General features: G+C 39.9%; 23 protein-coding genes. All 23 read left to right on the top strand.

Features of this window, described 5'->3' with window-relative positions; genetic code table 11:
* Window positions 1-17 precede the first annotated feature (17 nt).
* The 23 genes from FS373_RS12295 to FS373_RS12185 all read left to right on the top strand — a co-directional run bounded on the left by FS373_RS12295 (window position 18) and on the right by FS373_RS12185 (window position 19,147).
* Complete coding sequence (locus tag FS373_RS12295) at window positions 18-518, top strand: hypothetical protein (RefSeq protein ID WP_229380981.1); 501 nt, start codon at window positions 18-20, stop codon at window positions 516-518.
* Window positions 505-924, top strand: coding sequence for a hypothetical protein (locus FS373_RS12290; protein WP_144047761.1), 420 nt, complete (start codon window positions 505-507; stop codon window positions 922-924). Before FS373_RS12295 ends, FS373_RS12290 begins: the two co-directional genes overlap by 14 nt.
* Before the next feature lie 7 nt (window positions 925-931).
* The gene (locus tag FS373_RS12285; RefSeq protein ID WP_144047760.1) at window positions 932-1,501 is read left to right on the top strand and encodes a hypothetical protein; all 570 of its coding nucleotides are present in this window, start codon (window positions 932-934) and stop codon (window positions 1,499-1,501) included.
* Window positions 1,502-1,801: a hypothetical protein gene (locus tag FS373_RS12280; RefSeq protein ID WP_144047759.1), complete on the top strand. Its 300-nt coding sequence runs from the start codon at window positions 1,502-1,504 to the stop codon at window positions 1,799-1,801.
* A 1-nt stretch (window position 1,802) separates the two neighbouring features.
* Window positions 1,803-4,010, top strand: coding sequence for a hypothetical protein (locus FS373_RS12275; RefSeq protein WP_152829552.1), 2,208 nt, complete (start codon window positions 1,803-1,805; stop codon window positions 4,008-4,010).
* A 206-nt stretch (window positions 4,011-4,216) separates the two neighbouring features.
* Window positions 4,217-4,741 (top strand): hypothetical protein, encoded by a 525-nt coding sequence (locus tag FS373_RS12270; protein WP_322619494.1) that lies wholly within the window; start codon window positions 4,217-4,219, stop codon window positions 4,739-4,741.
* Complete coding sequence (locus FS373_RS12265; RefSeq protein ID WP_152829551.1) at window positions 4,738-6,621, top strand: FHIPEP family type III secretion protein; 1,884 nt, start codon at window positions 4,738-4,740, stop codon at window positions 6,619-6,621. Before FS373_RS12270 ends, FS373_RS12265 begins: the two co-directional genes overlap by 4 nt.
* Before the next feature lie 4 nt (window positions 6,622-6,625).
* The gene (locus FS373_RS12260; protein WP_077752792.1) at window positions 6,626-7,672 is read left to right on the top strand and encodes an EscU/YscU/HrcU family type III secretion system export apparatus switch protein; all 1,047 of its coding nucleotides are present in this window, start codon (window positions 6,626-6,628) and stop codon (window positions 7,670-7,672) included.
* Window positions 7,656-8,414, top strand: coding sequence for an OmpA family protein (locus FS373_RS12255; RefSeq protein WP_227992737.1), 759 nt, complete (start codon window positions 7,656-7,658; stop codon window positions 8,412-8,414). The genes FS373_RS12260 and FS373_RS12255 overlap by 17 nt, the downstream gene beginning before the upstream one ends.
* Entirely contained in the window at window positions 8,404-8,799 is a 396-nt protein-coding gene (locus FS373_RS12250) for a hypothetical protein (RefSeq protein ID WP_227992735.1), read from the top strand. The genes FS373_RS12255 and FS373_RS12250 overlap by 11 nt, the downstream gene beginning before the upstream one ends.
* A complete protein-coding gene (locus FS373_RS12245) occupies window positions 8,786-9,790 on the top strand; it encodes a hypothetical protein (RefSeq protein ID WP_144047758.1) in 1,005 nt (334 codons plus the stop codon). The genes FS373_RS12250 and FS373_RS12245 overlap by 14 nt, the downstream gene beginning before the upstream one ends.
* Window positions 9,791-9,804: 14 nt before the next feature.
* On the top strand, window positions 9,805-10,452 hold the full coding sequence (locus FS373_RS12240) for a hypothetical protein (RefSeq protein WP_144047757.1): 648 nt from the start codon (window positions 9,805-9,807) through the stop codon (window positions 10,450-10,452).
* 3 nt (window positions 10,453-10,455) lie between these two features.
* Window positions 10,456-10,668, top strand: coding sequence for a FliM/FliN family flagellar motor switch protein (locus FS373_RS12235; protein ID WP_077752789.1), 213 nt, complete (start codon window positions 10,456-10,458; stop codon window positions 10,666-10,668).
* 294 nt (window positions 10,669-10,962) lie between these two features.
* Entirely contained in the window at window positions 10,963-11,493 is a 531-nt protein-coding gene (locus tag FS373_RS12230; protein WP_077752788.1) for a winged helix-turn-helix domain-containing protein, read from the top strand.
* Between the two features lie 668 nt (window positions 11,494-12,161).
* The gene (locus FS373_RS12225; protein ID WP_077752787.1) at window positions 12,162-12,437 is read left to right on the top strand and encodes a hypothetical protein; all 276 of its coding nucleotides are present in this window, start codon (window positions 12,162-12,164) and stop codon (window positions 12,435-12,437) included.
* Between the two features lie 60 nt (window positions 12,438-12,497).
* Window positions 12,498-13,193 carry an EscR/YscR/HrcR family type III secretion system export apparatus protein gene (locus FS373_RS12220; RefSeq protein ID WP_077752786.1) on the top strand — a complete coding sequence of 232 codons (696 nt, stop codon included), beginning with the start codon at window positions 12,498-12,500 and terminating at the stop codon, window positions 13,191-13,193.
* A gap of 1 nt (window position 13,194) precedes the next feature.
* Entirely contained in the window at window positions 13,195-13,878 is a 684-nt protein-coding gene (locus FS373_RS12215; RefSeq protein ID WP_152829550.1) for a type III secretion system apparatus protein VscT2, read from the top strand.
* Complete coding sequence (locus FS373_RS12210) at window positions 13,871-14,161, top strand: hypothetical protein (protein ID WP_152829549.1); 291 nt, start codon at window positions 13,871-13,873, stop codon at window positions 14,159-14,161. Before FS373_RS12215 ends, FS373_RS12210 begins: the two co-directional genes overlap by 8 nt.
* A complete protein-coding gene (locus tag FS373_RS12205) occupies window positions 14,151-15,617 on the top strand; it encodes a secretin N-terminal domain-containing protein (RefSeq protein ID WP_152829548.1) in 1,467 nt (488 codons plus the stop codon). Before FS373_RS12210 ends, FS373_RS12205 begins: the two co-directional genes overlap by 11 nt.
* 2 nt (window positions 15,618-15,619) lie before the next feature.
* Window positions 15,620-16,882 carry a type III secretion system ATPase VscN2 gene (gene vscN2, locus FS373_RS12200; protein ID WP_152829547.1) on the top strand — a complete coding sequence of 421 codons (1,263 nt, stop codon included), beginning with the start codon at window positions 15,620-15,622 and terminating at the stop codon, window positions 16,880-16,882.
* Window positions 16,836-17,234, top strand: coding sequence for a hypothetical protein (locus FS373_RS12195; protein ID WP_194165848.1), 399 nt, complete (start codon window positions 16,836-16,838; stop codon window positions 17,232-17,234). The genes vscN2 and FS373_RS12195 overlap by 47 nt, the downstream gene beginning before the upstream one ends.
* Window positions 17,224-18,927: a hypothetical protein gene (locus tag FS373_RS12190; protein WP_152829545.1), complete on the top strand. Its 1,704-nt coding sequence runs from the start codon at window positions 17,224-17,226 to the stop codon at window positions 18,925-18,927. The genes FS373_RS12195 and FS373_RS12190 overlap by 11 nt, the downstream gene beginning before the upstream one ends.
* Window positions 18,914-19,147 (top strand): flagellar biosynthetic protein FliQ, encoded by a 234-nt coding sequence (locus FS373_RS12185; protein ID WP_077752778.1) that lies wholly within the window; start codon window positions 18,914-18,916, stop codon window positions 19,145-19,147. The genes FS373_RS12190 and FS373_RS12185 overlap by 14 nt, the downstream gene beginning before the upstream one ends.
* Window positions 19,148-19,175: the final 28 nt, after the last annotated feature.

Here is a 19,175-nt window from a genome sequence, read left to right as displayed (position 1 = left end):
CAGAAAGAGTGTCGGAGGTGACGCGGGGTCAGCAAACTCGTGAGGATTTTAAGCCTCGTCGTGTCAAAGAGGTAAGTCAACCGGATAAGCGAGCCAAAAAGTATCCTCGTCTGTTTCGTGTTGAACGTAAGCCTTTAACTTTTCAGCAGCAAGGTCAATTTGCTAAACAGCTAAACAGCTATCAACTCAAGGCATTGCGTAATTGGCAAGGTTTTTCTGACAGCTTACTCGACATAGAGTCATTGAATGATGCTCAACGTTGGATCCTGAACGCGGCCAGAGTTTGTGAGCATCTATACCCTAGGGCATTGCGAAAATTACTTAAAAAACACATTGATGAGTTTCAGTTGACAGAGGATATGAATGTCGATAGTCAGACAGTGCAACAGCTTCTTGCTTACGAGCATAATCTGGATGGCTTGTTGTCAATTTTGGTGTTATGCCGTCGTTACGATAAGCGAAAGTCAGCTAAACGAAAGTCAGATGAACAAGAGTTAGATAACAATGGCCACAAATAACCGATCGAGTCGCATTGCTCATTGTCATTTGCAGGGGCAATCACTGGATCCTTATCAATTATTGAAAGCAAAATCGGAACGCCTTAGCTGGAACCGATTGTCTGATGTAGAAATTTATGTCGACAAGCAAGCCGTCATTGATTGGTTTTCTATGTTACGAGATTATTCTGAGGCAACGGTTAAGGCGATCGTGGTGGAAGGCATATTGGATAGCCAATTTCATAAAATCACCTTTATTTTGACGCTAGTACAAAGTGCTGATTTCGAAGCTGTGACTTCGAAAGATGCTTATCAACAGCTCTATGATTTTGTTTGTCAGACGCCAGCCGGGGTACAGGATTGGATTGATGATGTAGATTTTCAGATGAGTAGAGATGTATTAGCACTTTTATCTAGAAATCGATGAGGGAACCATGAATAAACAGAGCATTATCTTTATTCCAAGATATGAGATTAGCGAGGAAATGAAGCTGATTATCAATGGATTGGCCGGGCAGTATTTTAATAATCAGGTTATTTCTATCGAAATGGGGGCTGTGCAATACAGGTCAAGTCGGCAGCAAGATTTCATCCAGTTAAGTTTAAGTCATTTGGGGGTTGAAGCTGAAGTTTATGTTCCCTTGGCTGAAGCTGAAAGATTGTTAGGTTTGAAAATAAAGCACCTTGATCATGATTACCTTTCATATGTGATAACTCAAGCGTTGGGTCAGTATGGCGTTGAGTTAAAGCAGCACCTTGATATGAACAAACAGGATCAACCTTTGTTGATAGCCTGCCAGATCCTTATGGGAGGGATTAGTGTAGCGGCCTTTTTGAAAATGGAGACATTAGAAATTGATTTCGATAGTTTACAGGCTCGTTCAACTTTATTGCCGCAAACCTTGGCATTGACATCGACTATTACCCCCTTCGAAACCATGCTTAGCCTTGATGAAATAAGAGGCTTGAGTGCAGATGAACTTGTTTTGGTTTTTCCAAAGTAGATGAAGCCCATATCATTAGATGGTGTTGAACGATTTCTGCAACGGCTTGAACAAAACGAAAAGGTTATTTTCAGAGACTACCCGGATCATCTGTTACTTCCTATTGTGCCTTTTTTTCAGCTAGTCCACCTCGGCAATTTAGAAACGGTAATAGAGATGATTTTACAGTTTGAAATTATGACAAAAGGCATGTTTATTCGCGTCGATGGATTTCTCACGTTCACTATTGTAGAGCAAGACTATTTAGAAGATGAAGTTAGGCACTTCGCCATTAATTTATTTGAAAATATGAGGTTTTAATATGGTATCTACTCCTGGATTAACTCGAAGTGTCTCCCTCCCCAGCCAATCGAGTTTAGGTAATGAAACTCCCCGAGGCAAGCTGACTCGGTCAGCTTCTTTGTTGGAGGCAACTACTCCAATATTAGGAGCTGTAGAACCACAATCTCCGGATGGGATAACCTCTGTTCCGACTATCTTAGGAACAGGAGGAACTGAATCAAGACAGAGTAAAAAAAGCAGTAAAAAATCCAATAGAGTAAGCAACGATAAGAAGGCAAAGGTTCACTTAGCGTCTATTGCCGGAGCGGTTACTCTTGGTGCCGTATTAGCCCCTTTTACTGGTGGGCTTAGCTTATTACCTACAGTATTTGTAATCATGTATGGCAATGCATCAGCGATAACTATGTATGGAGGCTCTGAGTTTGTTGTAGGGGATAAAGAAAAGAAAAAATCAGAGTCAGAGTCACCTAAACATGAAGATAAGCCAGTTTTGCCACCCAAACATTTATTTAATGCACCTGCGCCGACTGAACCAACACATGAATCGGAAGATGTGACTGATGTGACTGATGTAGGGGGGAGAGGAAATACATTTAATCATTGTTTTAATACCAACAATTATAACAGTTGGTATATCTTTCTAGACGATCAAGGTGGCGGACTCGCGAACTCTGAAACAGAGGACATGGTGAATACTCCAGCTGAGTCGAGGGCTGATGAAGGGACGCAAACAACCAATGTTTCATTGATTGATCGTGCGAGTAACTCTTTTACCGATATAAATCAGGTGAAGGTTGATAAGACGTTGCCACATGTCAGTGAAAAGCGATTGGAGGATCTGAGGTTAAAGCATCAAAACTCTTCCGATCCTAACTTAGCCGGTTTGTCTCATTTTCTTCGTGAAGGAGGGGGGACCGCTGATGTACAAATGGTGGATATCGTTGGAAGAGATGGTGTCACTGCTTATGCTTTGATCTCGACAGAGAGGCAAGCTGCCAAGGGTGTGACTGATACTGTAGCAACAGGTGTTCCGACAGAGACCCAAGCAGCTAAAGTTTATACTGGAAAAAAATGGAAAGTGCCGATACCTGTATCTGTTAGCCTGACTAATGGCGCACAAGCGGGCAGTAATTACAGTCCCGGGCCAAGATATAACCTTGACAGTACTCACAAGAGAAAAGTCAGCAATACGGAGCAGGCCATCGGTAATCAGGTTGAGACTGATACAGTAGTAACAGGTGTTCCGACAGAGACCCAAGCAATTAAAGTTTATACTGGGAAAAAATGGAAAGTGCCGATACCTGCATCTGTTAGCCTGACTAATGGTGCACAAACAGGCAGTAATTACAGTCCCGGGCCAAGATATAACCTTGACAGTACTCACAAGAGAAAAGGCAGCAATACGGAGCAGGCCATCGGCAGTCAGATTGATACTGATACTGTAGCAACAGTTGCTCCGACTGAGACTCAAGCTGCCAAGATTCAGACTGACATAAAACGGGGTGGGCCGATACCTGCTCCCGTTAGCCTGACTAATGGGGCACAAATGGGGAGTAATTACAGTCAAGGGCTAAGATATAATATTGGCAGTATGACTACGCATATGGGCGGACAAACTAATGTCGGCAATAGGGGGGCGACTAGACAGGTACAGACTGGTGAGCAGAGGAAGGTGACGCCAGACAATACTACTAAAAATGACATAACATCTGATAGTGGGCTCGCTGAAGGGAAGAATAAAGTTGACTTGGATAAAATAGGGTCTAGGTTTATAGGGAAGAATGGTGGGCATATTCAGTATAAAGTACCTAAGTTCCTAGATCGTCCCGAAGCAGGAACATTTATGGGCTCATGGCGACCTATACCAGAATGGCTTAGAGGAGAAACAGATTCGTTTGAATTTAAGGAGTGGCGGAAAAACGATCTTAACGCGTATCTGCAAAGTTTGAATACGAAGGTGCTATTGAGCCAAGGGGCGGTGAGCATGCGTGGTCAGAATTACTTGGTTGGTCCAATGAATAATGTCAGGGAGAGGGTAAAGGAACGTCTCCAGATTATACCTAAACATCGCCTGCCAAATTATAAGGAAATGGCAGGATTGGATTTCAAAACTAATAGTCATTTAAACAAACTAGCAAGGGATAATGGAAGTTTAATAATGTACGTCCCTCCAGTAAAAATAGATAACTTGGTTTCACTATCTTTTTCTTCATCATCCAGTCAGTAAGCCATTCAGTAAAAGATTCATAAATCATTGAAAAAAGACTAAATCATAAGAGTTCAGGTTTAGTCTTTTTTTTTCTTTTGTTGTGCCGTTTCAAGATTGAGTATGATTATTTCGAAACCAGAATGAGGTATGCCTTGTACATAGAAATTAATTCAGACCAGAGAACTATCCCACAGATTCTATTTAAGAAAGAGCGGCATTCAAATGTGATAAAGAAGTCTGATGTCCTCATTTACACCGAGGCTAAATCCTTGCTTTCGGCTTTGGAAGAGAGGGTTGAGCAATATCAACAGCTAGTTGAAGAACAAGTTGTGCATCTTATTGAAGAGAAGGAGCAAGCGCTCAACCTTCATGTGGCTGATTTGCATAATGAGATGGAAGATAAATTAATGGTCAATCAGGCTCTTTGGTTTGAAAAGGCAAATCAACAGCTCACTGAACTTGTTGCAGCGCAATACCATAGCTTAAATACGTTAAAAGATGAGTTGAAAAGTACGATAGCTACTAAGGTCAAATCACGCCTACCCTCACTTAGCTTAAATGAGGCAGTGATAGGTCATCTTATCGATTTACTCCATAAAGCAATAGATGACGAAGATAACACTTTGTCTGTTGAGCAAGTGTTTGAAAATGGGGGAGTCGTGCTAACGATTGAAAGTGAGGATAACCTGGTCAGCATAGATACTCTATCTATCGTCGAAGAGCTAGGTCGTAGTTTGGACAGCATATGATTAAGTATTTTCGTCGTAATCTGTTCATGTTTAATCCTAGCAGTATCATCATCGCACTTATGCTGCCAACGATTATTCTATTCACTCTACCAGGGGGGCTAATTGATATTTTTATATTAATGAGCTTTACTAGCTCGGTGTTGCTTTTAGTTATCATGTTAGAGAATGATCAGCCCCTTAAGGTGACATTCTTGCCAACGGTAGTCTTGCTGTTGACGACGTTCCGATTATTACTTTCTATTGCTACAACGCGAAATATCATTGCTAACGAGGATGTTGGTGACGTCATTGAGACTGTGGGTGAGTTCGTGATGGGTGGCAATCTTATTTCAGGCTTGTTGATCTTCATTATCATCACTATTGTTCAGTTTTTAGTTGTGACAAAAGGTGGTGAAAGGGTAGCGGAAGTGGGCGCTCGATTTTCTCTTGACGCCTTGCCTGGCAAGCAAATGAGTATAGATGGCGATCTGAAAAGCGGTTTGATAACAGGTGATCAGGCACAGAAAATGCGTGCAGACCTCAATACCGAGAATAAACTTTTTGGTTCACTCGATGGGGCGATGAAGTTTGTAAAAGGCGACTCTATAGCCGGTATTTTAATTAGTTTAGTAAATCTTTTTGGCGGTATTTATGTTGGGGTCAATCAGTTTGATCTCACTTTATCTGAGAGTATTAATCGTTTTTCCGTACTGACAATAGGCGATGGTTTGGTATCACAAATACCAAGTTTACTGCTTTCAATCGCTTGTGGCGTTTACTTAACACGCATCAAAGGAGAGGAGGATTCTGGCTCATTTATGGGACAGATGGCAAAGCAGGTTAGCAGCTTTTGGAAAAGCCTCTTGGTTATTGGTTGTTTTATATTCGTACTCGGTTTAGCCCGTCCTAGCCTATTGTTTGTGTGCGTGATTCTGTTTCTTATGTGTGCACTGATAGCATGTCTACTTTGGCGAATACACGGCCAGCCAAAGAAAGTGACGAGTACAGTGGCTGCAGGAAGTGGCCTTTATGAGTCCTTGAAAATGGTGTTACGAGAGCCTCAGCATCAAACCTTAGTTGATACTAGTCTTCATCGTATTGAGCAAACACTTTGGGGCCAAGCGTTAGGGACGCCTTCAATAATCATAGAGAGGGATCTGGAGTGTGACATTGAAGTGTATATCTCAGGTATTTGCATCTACTCCTTTTCTCAGGAAAGCTCTTTAGAATTGATCGAAGTACTAGGAGACGAAGTCTTTATTAGTGATGCGTCGACTCAAAGTATTGCCACAATAGTGGAATACTTTTTAAATAAGTGCCTTATTGAAAAGTATAACCTCCAATACACCAGCAATATTATTGACGGACTTGCGAGCCAAAGTGAAGTAATGAAGAACGAGATAGATGCTGCGCTCGGTTTGAATCGTGTACATGATGTCATTAAAGAGATGATACGTGCCAGAGAGTTTTATCTTGATAGAGTGACATTCTTTGAGGCTCTGATCTATTGGTCTCGAATAGATAACGAACCTAAAAACTGGCTGAATCGCATCAGGAACCAAGCTCGCTACGAGATCACATCACGATTGATGAACTGCGATGGACAAATTTATGTTGCACTGCTCACCCCTGAATTAACGGAGTGTATCGAAACTTTTGTGATGGGGGAAAATGAGGATTTGGATCGTTTGATTGAGTTGCAATCTTCATTGCGTAAGGAAATTATACGTATGACGACTCAGTACGGCTGTAAGCCAACTCTAGTGGTGAATGATACTGAAATTAATTCTGTTAAATCATTCTTTCAGCAAGTGGTGTCGACGATTTCTGTTTGTAGCCATGGTGATATAGCTGAACCGAGCTGTGTCGTTAGCTCTGAGCCACTGCAGGTTGTGATGTAATACTATGTCAAATGAATCTACTGAACCTAAAAAGTATCCACCGACAGAGAAGAAGCTCAAAGATTTAATGAAAAAGGGTCAGTTTCCTAAAACTGAATTGGCCGAGCCTACGATGGAATTAGTGGTATTTACAGTGGTATTTATCGGTGCAATTTATCTGGTGTTTCAATCGGCCAATGATTGGTTAGAGGTGATGTTATATGCCGATATATCAACTGGTTTTGGGATTCTTTATTCGGTTATTGCTTGGGGGATCTTCATCTTGTTTATGGTTAAGCTCATTATGGCGGCTATCAGTTGGGTCTTGATTAATAAAACTGTATTCAGTACTGAGTCTTTGGGCCTTAAAATGGAAAAAATAAGCCCAGTGACGGGGGCTAAAAATATTTTTGGGATTGAGGCTATATCCCGCTCTTTGCGTAAGGTCCTCGAACTAATCTTTTTATTGTTTCTCTTGAAGTATGTATCGGATGTCGGGGGGAGCGAGTTAAATACCTTGGCGCAAGTCAATAACACCTCCTATTTCATTTACAACTTAATGTTATATATCGGGCTGGTTTCAATGCTTTTTTTTGTGTACGGAGTCAGTCTTGGATGTATAGATTTGATGGTTGAGCGTTATCACTTTAACCGCAAAAATAGAATGACATTTACGGAAATGAAAAATGAGATGAAAGAAACCGAAGGTTCACCGGAAATGAAGTCGGAGCGAAAGCGGCAAATGCGTGAGGTCATGGACACTCCTATAACAAAAGGACGTAGTCCAACCTTTGCGATTGCGAATCCGACGCATATTTTGGTGCCAATTTGTTATGACCGTTTGATAGATAAAGTCCCTGTGGTGTTACAGATTAGTACGGAATCACTTGCACTGGAAGAGCGACGAAGATTGGAGGGGCTTAATATTCCGATTTTGGAGCATAAGGGACTTGCAAGGGCGTTTTATAAGAGCATGCGAACAGGAGAAGACTTTATACCTAAAGCATTTTATCGTGATATCGCATTTATTCTATTGGAATTGAATAGGCATAAAGATGCAAAGACTGTTTAAAGCAGGGCTGATTGTAGGAGTGTTTATGGGACTAGTTTCTTGTGCTCAGGATGTCCGAGAGGACTCAATAGTTTGGGATCATGAATGGAAGCAGGATATATATAATTTACTTTTCACCAATATCGATGATATTGACCATGTGCGTTATTGGGTGAAAAGGGAGCCTGAATATGTTGATGGTTCGCCACATCAGAATGCGTGTATTGAAGTAGCTGTACCGGCTATATCAAGTAAGTACTATCTTGCGAATATTAACACCTACGCTTTTAACGAAGTAAAAAGTTGCCAAGGTGACTATTGGCTCCACTCAAATTTAGTCAGTGCGACGACAGAAAAGGCATTTTCCGCAGAGCTGTGGAAATCAGATTCTGGAGTCTTGATCCACCACACTAATCAGGATCATGTACGTTTGGTGTTTCAGAGTTTATTTTTGGTCAATGAATCTGTGCTCACACCAGAAGGAAAGAATATCTTAATTCGCATGATTGAGGAGCTACGGGGTCAGCCAGTGGAAAGCCTACGGGTTTATGGTGTTGCTGATTCGTCAGGCTCTTATTCCAGTAATCGTCGTTTGGCTAATGCACGAGCCAATAGCGTTAAATACTATTTACAAACGGAAGGTATGGGAGATACCCCCATTATGTTACGAGGCAGTGTTGAAAATGGATTGCCAACAGCTACTCAGCGGATATCGCAGCGCCGATTTATTATTGAGATAAAGTTTAATTACGATGAAAAATAAAAAATTTACTCTGTTGATGATGGAGTTTACTCAGTTAGTACAAGGTTCGTCGCTATTGTTAGATGAAAACCATGCGCTCCTTTGTGATTTCGATGAGATGAGTTGTCGTATTGAGGATGGTGTTCGCGTGGGACTCAATGACTCCATTTTAATCATGATCTCGATGGGAGGGGGGCCATTTCAATCGGAAGTAGCGCTAAGAATAAATGCTGATTTTTCACTTAGTTCTGATGGTTATATTGCCCAGTTTCAGTCAGAAGAATATTTCTTTGTTCGTGGTATACCTCTGCCGGAACACCCGCAGGCGTTATTAAAAACTTTAAGTAACACTCTGGATATTGCGAAAACATTGAAACAAGAGCTGAGCTTACATGTGGCTAATTGAGTTTGTTGATGGGCATTTACATGGAGTTACCTTGCCTATAGAACCCAAATTAGTGATTACCGGAGCTAGTGAAAGTGATAAGCCTGACACGCTTTGTATTCCAGAGACAGTCCCTGCCAATACGCATTGGGAGCTTTCAAATGACGGAACTGACATTGTAATAAAAGGGGTTAAAAAGGGAGATAAATCGAAGAAACTTAGGCAGGGGCATGTCTATCGCCTACGAGGTGTTGCTTTTTTTGTCTACCTCGAAGGCAATCGTGCTCCTAAATTGATGAGCTATAGTGCTAAAAAATATCGTGCAGTCATTCTATTTACCTTAATACTTAATATTGGTTTAGGCGTAGGGATGTTTATAGCATTTAAAGTTAATCAACAAACTCAGATTGCGGAATACTTTACCCAGCTTAATGGCAGTTATATTAAAAATGGCAAAATTAAAGTATTAGACTCATCTGTACTTAATCTTTTGCCTCAGGCTTGGCAGGTCAATGCTGAAGTTGTGGATAAGACGAATTTTCAAGCTCTCACCCAATTGGTGGTGGAAGTCGTGTCAAGTTACTCAAAAAAAACTGTTCCGATAAAGGTGATAGAAAAATCTGGACGTGATCAAATTCAAGTTGAAACATTTGAATCTGATAACAGAGTCATGGCCGTTTTTGGTGAGAATGGATTGTCGTTTATTAAGCTTGATAATACCTGGTTTGTTAATAATAGGGCCAAAGCGGTGTTTTTACTAAAAGAGAACGGCCTGAAGGACGTCATCGCGCATATTGCAGCGCGAAACGATAGTTCCCAAGTGATAGACAGTGCCAATTTCCCATATTCGATTTTCTACTCGTCGGGAGCTGGACGTTATTTGTATGACGATAAATATCGATATTGGGTTGGAAGTAGCGTGCCAGGTCTAGGATTGATTCAATCTATTTCACGTGATAAAGCCATTTTTAAAGACGGTGATAAACTCCGAGTTTTTTTTATTCAACCATAACAGGAACAATTCTAATGTCAGAAATTCAAGTAACACCAATGCCTGCTTTTATGCCCATACAGGGAGCAGAGACAAAGATGCTAGATCAAGCGTTAAGCCAAAGTCCTATCGCAGCCAAAGCTATAAAATCACAGGGTACAGATACAACTTCATTATATTTGTTTTCATCAGGAAGCAGGGACCCTCTTGCGCTGATTGATAGTATCTTATCCAAATATATTACCGATCAAACAAAACTTGCTGAGACTAAGGCTGATGCTATTTCTAAAAAATCTGAGGCAATTGCAGAAATTAACAGACTTTGGGGGTTGATAATGAGTGACAGACTGCCAAACACTAAGCCTGGCGATAACAAAATAACTTCATTGAATGGAGGCAAGGCCAGTGATTATTTATTGGAAATAGATGTAATAATTAAGCAGCAGCTTGGTAATAGCGAAGGCATTAAAGAGATTGTTGGTTCTGGTGGTATGAGCCAGAATGTTACTTATGATCAGCTTCAATCAATGAATGCGACCATGACAGCTTATTGCGACACGATCCAGGTGGATTTGGATACAGAACAACAAGAGTTTAAAAACGTGATGACTGAAATCACCTCGGCCCAAGAAGAGATCCGTGATGTTCGTCGTTCTATTATCTCGATTTCTCAAGGAGGGTAATTGATGCGTATTGCGATAGATGTTGTTATTGCTAACTGCACTATGACCTTGGATGAGCTTAATCGACTGCAACATAGTCAACTTAAACCTGTCAACGATTTCGTTCAATCTGAAGTTTTACTTAAAAGCGGTAATGAGTTGATTGCTACCGGGATTCTAGTCAAAGTGGATGAGCAGTTTTATGTTTCCATCGATCAAGTTAATACACTTGAATAGTGAATGCGCAGATATGATTGTTGTTAACTTGTGTTTTTGGTGGTCATGTGAATCATTTGTACGCTTGGCGTGGTTTGTAGTTTCTACCATTTGATATTTTAGATTATTTTTACGACTTTAATATTACTTTGACTGAAAAATATTCTTTTTTAGATTATTTTTATGACTTTAATATTGCTTTGACTGAAAAATATTCTTTTTTAGATTGTTTTTACGACTTTAATATTACTTTTACTGAAAAAAACTTCATTATTCGGTTTGAGGAATATAAGTAATAACTTTAGGGAATAAGATATGACAAGAAATTACGCATTAGGAAACCAGATGATTTTCGATGTGCTTAAAAGGCAAATTAGTGCGGGTAAACAAATCATTAACATCGGTGGGCGAGAGGCAGCAATACTTAAATTGCTATGCGACAAAGAAAACCGAGTGATCAGTAAAGATGAAATCAATGACAAGGTGTGGGGTAAAGTGTTTGTCAATGAAACTTCCTTAACTAAAGCGATTTCAAACTTGCGTCGATCACTTGCTCAGTTCGACAGTTTGGCTTGTGAGATCAAAACGATCCCTAAAGAAGGCTATATGTTAATACTTGATGAAGGGCTTACCGGTATTTCTATAGCGGAAGAGCCTCTTGTGCTTGAAGTAAAAAATGTGATGAAGAGTAACAAGTTACATTTCAATACTCCCATGCAAGCACCACCTTCTATACACACCGTTGGAATACAGCGTACTGAACTCATGGTTATGATTTTATTGTGCTTTTTCTCTGCTTTGTTCGCAGCCATGTTAACTACTGGAGTTACTATGATTTTACGTTAAAAATCTTATCTAGTTAATCATATCTGAGTTTTTCTATCTGTGACCTACATCCAATTTAGAAGATGTATTAGATTATTTCACTTTACGAATTTAGCCGCTCACGCAAGATTTAGCGTCACTTATCAAGGCGTATAAGTTCTGTTACTTATTGAACATTGGCCGCAAAAAATAGAGGGGATGGACCCCCTCAGACATTATGCAGATAAAGAATATATTGGTTACCACGAAGTAATACCTTCAGTGTTAATTATGGATCTTCGTTCGACGCCTGTTAGTGTCGATTCCATTTCTCTCTTTTATCTATTACCACTTCCTTTGGCATGCTGTTACAGCTCTCTTACTTAGGTATTTTCTTTTAAAAGGCCTGGTATGGCGTGGTTTTAAGATTTTATTTGGCTTTGTGGTTGGGATATTAGTGTATTGGTCTGATGATAAATATTATTAAATGTAGCTGTATTGTTTTTAACCTCTTTTTATTTATTTATCATCATTCTGATTAGATTTCGATGCTGTTACGCAACCTTTGCAACATAGTGTAAACACTATCAGGGTAATTGTAACCCTTTGTATCTTATCGTATTTTATCATAATTTTTCACTGGTTCCCTGTAAGCCATCTCATTATATTTGTGGTTCTAAATGTCTATAAATACAAGAAAGGAGCTTTAAATGTCTGAATTATCTACAGGTTACATTAGTGGGGTTTTTGGTGGATTAGTCAATAATGCGGATGACGCTGTCAGCACCTTTATCACAGACCACACTGGTTCAACGGATGCTGATGGTAATTTCATCCCAAATAAAGATGGTACTCTTATTTTAAGTGCATCAGATTCTCTCTCATTACAACAGTTAATGGCGGATCAAAGTATTACTGCTCAAACGTCAACGTCGACTTTAAAATCGATTAAAGACTCAATTTCTGCGGCAGCTCGAAATATATAATTTTTGTTAAGGAGGTTTTAATTAATCTCCTTATGAAGCTGTTTATAGAGAGTGTCATTGATGTTGCAACTATTGAACCCGGATAACGCATTTTCAGGAGCTAATTTAATACTGCTCTTGACTCTGGTCTTGTTATCAACGGTCTTTTTCATCTGTTTTTCCGGCTATGTTAAGTACAATATTGTACTTAACATAATTAAAAATGCGGTAGGTACGCAGCAAATTCCACCCACAATAGTTGTTAATTTGCTGGCTGCCTTAATGGCACTTAATAGTATTTGGCCGGATATAAAACCGGGGTTAGAGCGAATAAAACCCTATTTCAGCGAGACGGTGGAAACATCTGGTGTACTAGGCGATATGCAGATGCCGCCTATGTTGCTAGAAAGAAAATCAGAAAATATTACGATGTATTATTTGATCAGTAATGTGTTTGAATTCTTCCCTGAATTATTGGCTCGGGCGGAACGTAAAACTGATGAATTAACTAGCATTATGGATATACCGATTAATTTTGACTCTGATAATGATACGTTAAAATTTTTTCTAGGTAATCTGATCTTAGATTTATATCAAGGGTTTGAGTTTGGTCTTAAGTTGTACATGATATTTGTCAGTATAGATTTTTTAATCGCCGTGATTCTGAGTGGTGTTGGTATGACCATGTTATCGCCGACTGTAATATCTACACCTGTAAAACTCGCTGTGTTTTATTTCTCTGATAGTTGGACTATTTTATTTAAGGCACTGCAGTGATATGGACTCGCTTCTTTTCCCTAATTGGCTGCTATTTGCAGGATTGTTTTTATTCTTAAAAATTTATAATCCAACACGTCTATATTTGGATAATTCTACATCACTTGCCATCGCTATTGCTCTTGCAATTGGACTTGAACTAAGTGATTTAGGTGAAGTACCCACACTCATATGGGTATTAAGCGTCATTATCTTTGCTATGTTTTCATCGGTGCCTTATTGGCTCAGCGGTATGGTTGGTAGTGTCATACAGCAGCTTTTGTTGCTTAACGAACAGTCTGTGCAGGATAAACGTTTTACCGATGAATCAGAAGCCTTATCTAAGATTAGCTCTTTGGTTTTTTTAATGTATGCCGTGGATTCAGGCGTTGTGTTTAGACCGCTACTATCGGTGATTCTGGAGAATGTAGACCAAGTCAGTAATGTGGGTTTTGACACCTTGTATTTTTACATCACGGACAGTTTAGTAATGATGGCTATGGTCACGGGGAAATACATTATTTTAATGCTGTGCATTACGATCTGTTGTGGATATGTAGATCTTTTCTTTAAAAAGGCTTCTTTATCCGTTAGCACAACAGCGGATATTAAAGCTATTGCTGTGATCATTATTCTCAATTTATGGTTTTTACAAGATCAATTCTATGTGTTCACACAACTAATGAAAAAGGCAGGATATGAATAACGTTAATTTTACCAATTCAGTGTTTAGTAGCCAGCAGGTCAATTTATCTTCTGAAAAAGAGGCTAAAGACTTTGAGTCCGAACTAAAAACTGCTGCGAGCAAAGTACAATTGAATAGAAATATGACCGATAACCCAATTCAGATTAACGGTTCCAAAGCTACTACTGATGTAACGGAGGATGAGATAGTAGAAATGATTGTTGAACAAACCATCATCAATGAAAGCATAAGGCAGATGAAGGCAAATCAAGAACGTATGGAGGACATTCTTGATGAAGCCTAGCATCTGGTTATTATTGTTTTTGTGTACCACTTTTACATGTCAGGCAAAGGTATTTATTAAACAATCTGATATCGATCTGAGAGGCGCATTGGGGGCTATTGCAAAAGATATGCAAGTTAAATTGGTCGATGAGCTTGAGGAAAAGCCTGCCAAACAAGCTATCACCCAAACGTTGTCCGGCGAGGGCTTGGATTTGTTAGCTCAATTGTCAGAGGTCTACGACTTTGACTGGTATGTTTATGGCGGTTCTCTTACTGTGCACACTGGGCAAGCGTACATAAATTATGCATTTCAACCACGCAACATCTCATCTGCCAGTCTTATTAAAGAATTAAAAAGTACTTTTAGAACTGACGATACGACGAAAATTAAATTAGTTTCACGTGGTAACTCAATTTTATTTTCTGGTACCCGACAATTCGTCAATGATGCAGTTAGCTATTCGAATATGATCGACAAAAATGAATTTTTAGAAAATGGAAATAATTTGGAGTTGGCGAGAATAGAGTTTCATTATTTATCTGTTATCGATCGTGACATTAGTACCTATGATGGCAATGTGACCTTTCCGGGGGCTCAATCTTTAATATCGTCTGCAATAGAAAGAATTGGTCAGTTTGAAAATATTAGCGACGGTGAAATGGTGAAGCGTGCCTATAAGCTTAAGCTCAGTCAAAGTGATAAGCAGCAGCTTGAGGAGGATGAGTTAACCTCCAAAGTTCAATCGTTGCCAGGGAGTAATGCGCTGCTTATACGCGGTACTCCAGAAGAGGTTAAGTTAGCAAAACATATCGCCACTTTGATCGATATTAAACGTAAACAATTACTTTTTTCTCTTCATGTTTATGATGTTTCTGTAGAGCGTACTGAAGCATTAGGTGTTAATAGTTCCTGGCTTAACGGCAGTCGTGGAATTTACGATATCGTCGTTCCTCCATTTACTGATACGGTAGATTTTGTCAAAAACTTCCAAGCCTTGTATACCAATAATATGGCGAGGGGAGTGTATGAGACCAACTTACTGGTGTTAGAAAATCAGCAAGGCCACTTTGGAAAAAAAGAAACCGCGACTATTGTACTTATTTCTGATAAACAGGTTTCAACTCAGACTATTGAAGCTGAAAATGGCTTATATGTGACGGGACGTCTTCTACCATCGGGTAAAGTACAAGCAAAATTTAGCTATATAGAAGAGTCTCTTGATGGTGACGATACCGATGACGCCGGTACGACTCAGGCCCCGAAGGTTAACTCACAATCTTTGGCATCAGAAGTTTATATTGATCCTAACCAGACAGTTATTCTCGGTGGATTTGATAATACAGTGACTGAGATTACAGAAAGTGGTGTGCCTATTCTATCGAGTATTCCATGGTTAGGAGAATTGTTTAAGAGTAAGAAAGAAATCAAGCGTAAATACAAGCGCTATATCTCTGTGTCTTTTAAGGTTATTTAGGCATGCTCAAGAATTTTTTTAAGGTTAAAGAATCTTATCAAGATACGGTTATTTGTCATGTCAACGTGAATACCTTTGTGGGACAGGAATGTTTTATTAGTTCTGTCACTAATGAGCGTATTCGTGGTGAGGTGATGAAAATAACTGGTTTAAGAGTGGAAATAAAGCTCTTACAACCAGGTGCGATTCAGCGAGGCAGTAAAGTCGAAATTACATCCAAGCGATTCTGCTTTCCACTGAATGAAACTGCCATCGTAGGAAAAGTGATCAATTGCTATGGAGAGTCACTATATGGTGATGACTACCTTAGTTTGGATGGTGAGTACCTTGATTTGCCCATCATTGAGAAGCCGATTCCTCTAAATATTCGTGCACCAATTGACACTGTATTTCCTACTAAACTCAAAATAATTGACGGATTATTCACTATTGGTGTCGGTCAACGCCTAGGGTTGTTTGCTCCTGCGGGAGCAGGGAAAACCACTACCGTGTCTATTATGGCTAATAACATGGATGCGGATGTAGTGATTTTTGCCATGATTGGAGAGCGCGCTCGAGAAGTGGTTGAGTTTCTTGAGGGGGAAATAGGCCCTGAAGTTATTCAAAAGTCTATCACTATTGTTTCCACTTCCGAGGCGAACCCGCTCGAGAAGGTGAGGTCAGGTCTGGTGGCGGTATCAATTGCCAGGCATTTTATGGATCAAGGGAAAAAAGTAGTCCTTTATTTCGACTCATTGACTCGTTTTGCCCGTGCCCAAGCCATGTTAGATGGCACCCCTATTCATGGCGGTATTCCTATCGGCGTTTCTTTGGCGCTCTCACGCCTTGTTGAAAATTGTGGAAACTCTATCCATGGTTCCGTGACGGGGATTTTCACTGTCTTGATTGAAAAAGAGATAGATGAGGATCCAATTGCACATGAAGTTAAATCACTAATAGATGGTCACCTAGTGTATGCAACGACTATAGCATCTACTGGACGATATCCAGCTATCGATGTACTCAAAAGTAAAAGCCGACTTCAAAGTAAAGTTCAAGATTATCAATATGTTATCATGTCAGAAAAGTTTAAAGATATGGTTTATCGTTATTTTAACGTAGAACTTTTAATTCGAGTTGGGGAGTATGAGAAAGGCAATGATCTCGCAACCGATGAAGCGATAGAGCTGTATCCGCATATTATGGAATTTCTGAAACAAGGATACGATGGGGTTGAATATGAAGAAACCCTCCAAAAAATGGCTGGAATTTCATCAGCTTATTGAAATAATTGATATTAGAATCGGAAAGAAACAACGTGAATTAGTAAAATTAAAACATAGGTTTCAAGGACTAATCGATTCAATTGATGAAAAGTGGGAATTGATAACCCATGAACAGCAAAGGTTAAAAAGTCTAGTGGTTAAGGATGAATTTAACGGCCTATCTCGACTATTTCAACGCAGAGAGAGTGTGAAATCATGTATAGAATCCTTGTTCTTCGATGTGTCTGTTGCTCGGCAAAATGCAGATGAACTGGAACTTGAGATTGAACAAGTTGTAGTCGAAAAACGAAGGCTGGAAAAGAGAAAAGACGCATTAGGCGAGATTCAAGAGCAGCTAAGAGATGAACAATAAGATGATAAAATTAGAAAAACCAGCTTCCATTACTAAGAAATATAGTGCTAGCAATAATGAAAGTGAGTTTGAACAGCTGTTGAACATGCCCGAACGCAAGCCTTCTTCTCATAATGCATCTTCAACGTACGAAGGTATAAAAAAGGCTACTGAAAATGATGAAGCAGACCATAAGGAGGGGGGTGAATATCTTGTTTCGATTACAATCTATTCTCCCCCTCTTCAGCATGAATTATTAAACAGTATATCTAGTAATAAAAATAAATCTGCATCAATTGCTTTAGTTGAACTGTGTGTTGATGGGCCTGCGCTTAATGCTAAGCAGCCATCAGCTTTGTTAGACAATGGTAGGATAAAACAGAATGCTGACAGCCCTGTTTCAGTCGATGCCAAAATGAATCACCTTGCTTCAATAGCGAGTAAATCGCTCTCTTCATTGATGGGGAGGCCTGAGTTAAGTGTTAGGGTGCCACCAATCTTATTGGATAGTGTTTGCGATCGGCAAGCAGCTATTTCAGGTGACGTAAAAATGAATCAACTTGCTGCAATAGCGGGTAATTTGCGCTCGTCTGTGATGATGCCAGAGTCGGATATCAAAGTGCAATCGACTTCGGTGAATAATGTTCACGATCGGCAAGCTGCTATTTCAGGTAACGAAAAAATGAATCAACTTGCTGCAATAGCGGGTAATTCGCACTCATCTGTGATGATGTCTGGGCCGAGTACCAAAGTGCAATCGACTTCAATGAATAATGTTTGCGATCGGCAAGCTGCTGTTTCAGATGATGTAAAAATGAATCATCTTGCTGCAATAGCGGGTAATTCGCACTCGTCAGTGATGATGCCTGGGGCGGGTATCAAAGTGCAATCGACTTCGGTGAATAATGTTCACGATCGGCAAGCTGCTATTTCAGGTAACGAAAAAATGAATCAACTTGCTGCAATAGCGGGTAATTCGCACTCGTCTGTGATGACGCCAGAGCCGAGTGCCAAAGTGCCACAGACTTCATTGAATAACGTTTATGATCAGCAAGCTGCTGCTTCAGGTAATGTAAAAATGAATCATCTTGTTGCAATAGCGGGTAATTCGCGCTCGTCTGTGATGACGCCAGAGCCGAGTGCCAAAGTGCCACCGGCTTCAGAGAATATGTTGAGTTCCAGTGTTTCACAGCCGCAAGGAGCAGAAATAAAGAGTGGTATTTCTAGTAAACCAGAAAATTTAGTTTCGACGAACATGAATCAATCGAGTGCCGACCAATTGGTTAATTTTCAGAAAAAGGTAGTTTATGCTTCACCTGTATCTGAAATGACATCATCGTCTGTTTCGATAGGGACTGATGTTTTATCCGAGGGAAAAACGTTAATTCCTGCTTCTTCGACTTCAAAAGGGGAAGCTCCATTAATGACAAGTATTGTTGGTTTCGGAGAAGCGACCCCTGCATCAGGAATTAAAATGGAACGCTTGGGGTTAGAAGGAGTTAAGCTCACTCGGATTGCCACGATTAATGTGTCAACGGTTGTTCAGCCGGTATTGTCCTCTCAGATGTTCCATTACCAATTAGCTCCTGAGTTTTTTACTCAGTATGCAGAGGTGAATACTTACCGTGTTTATTTTCGTAATAAGTACTTCTTTTTCCAATTTGTCGGTCATGAAGTGACTGATTTTCTCGAGGAGCATTATGACCGTCATTGACGTTACTGCGGCGTGTTTAGAGATAGTTAAGGACGCTATTATTATTTTTTCTCTGAGCTTTGTTGTCACGGGAGTTATTGTCGGTCTACTGCAAACAGTATTCAGTGTTCAAGATCCTGGCTTACCTATGGCAGCTAAATTAGTGGTCTTTATTGTATTACTTACACAAGTCGGTGGAGGGATATATGACCAATTCCACTTATTATTTTGGCAACTTTAACGACCAGACGTTTACTCACAATTGTTGT

Source organism: Shewanella sp. YLB-07, from assembly GCF_009377275.1.
Note: the sequence above shows the minus strand (reverse complement) of the source record. Positions and strands in the feature narration are given on the sequence as shown.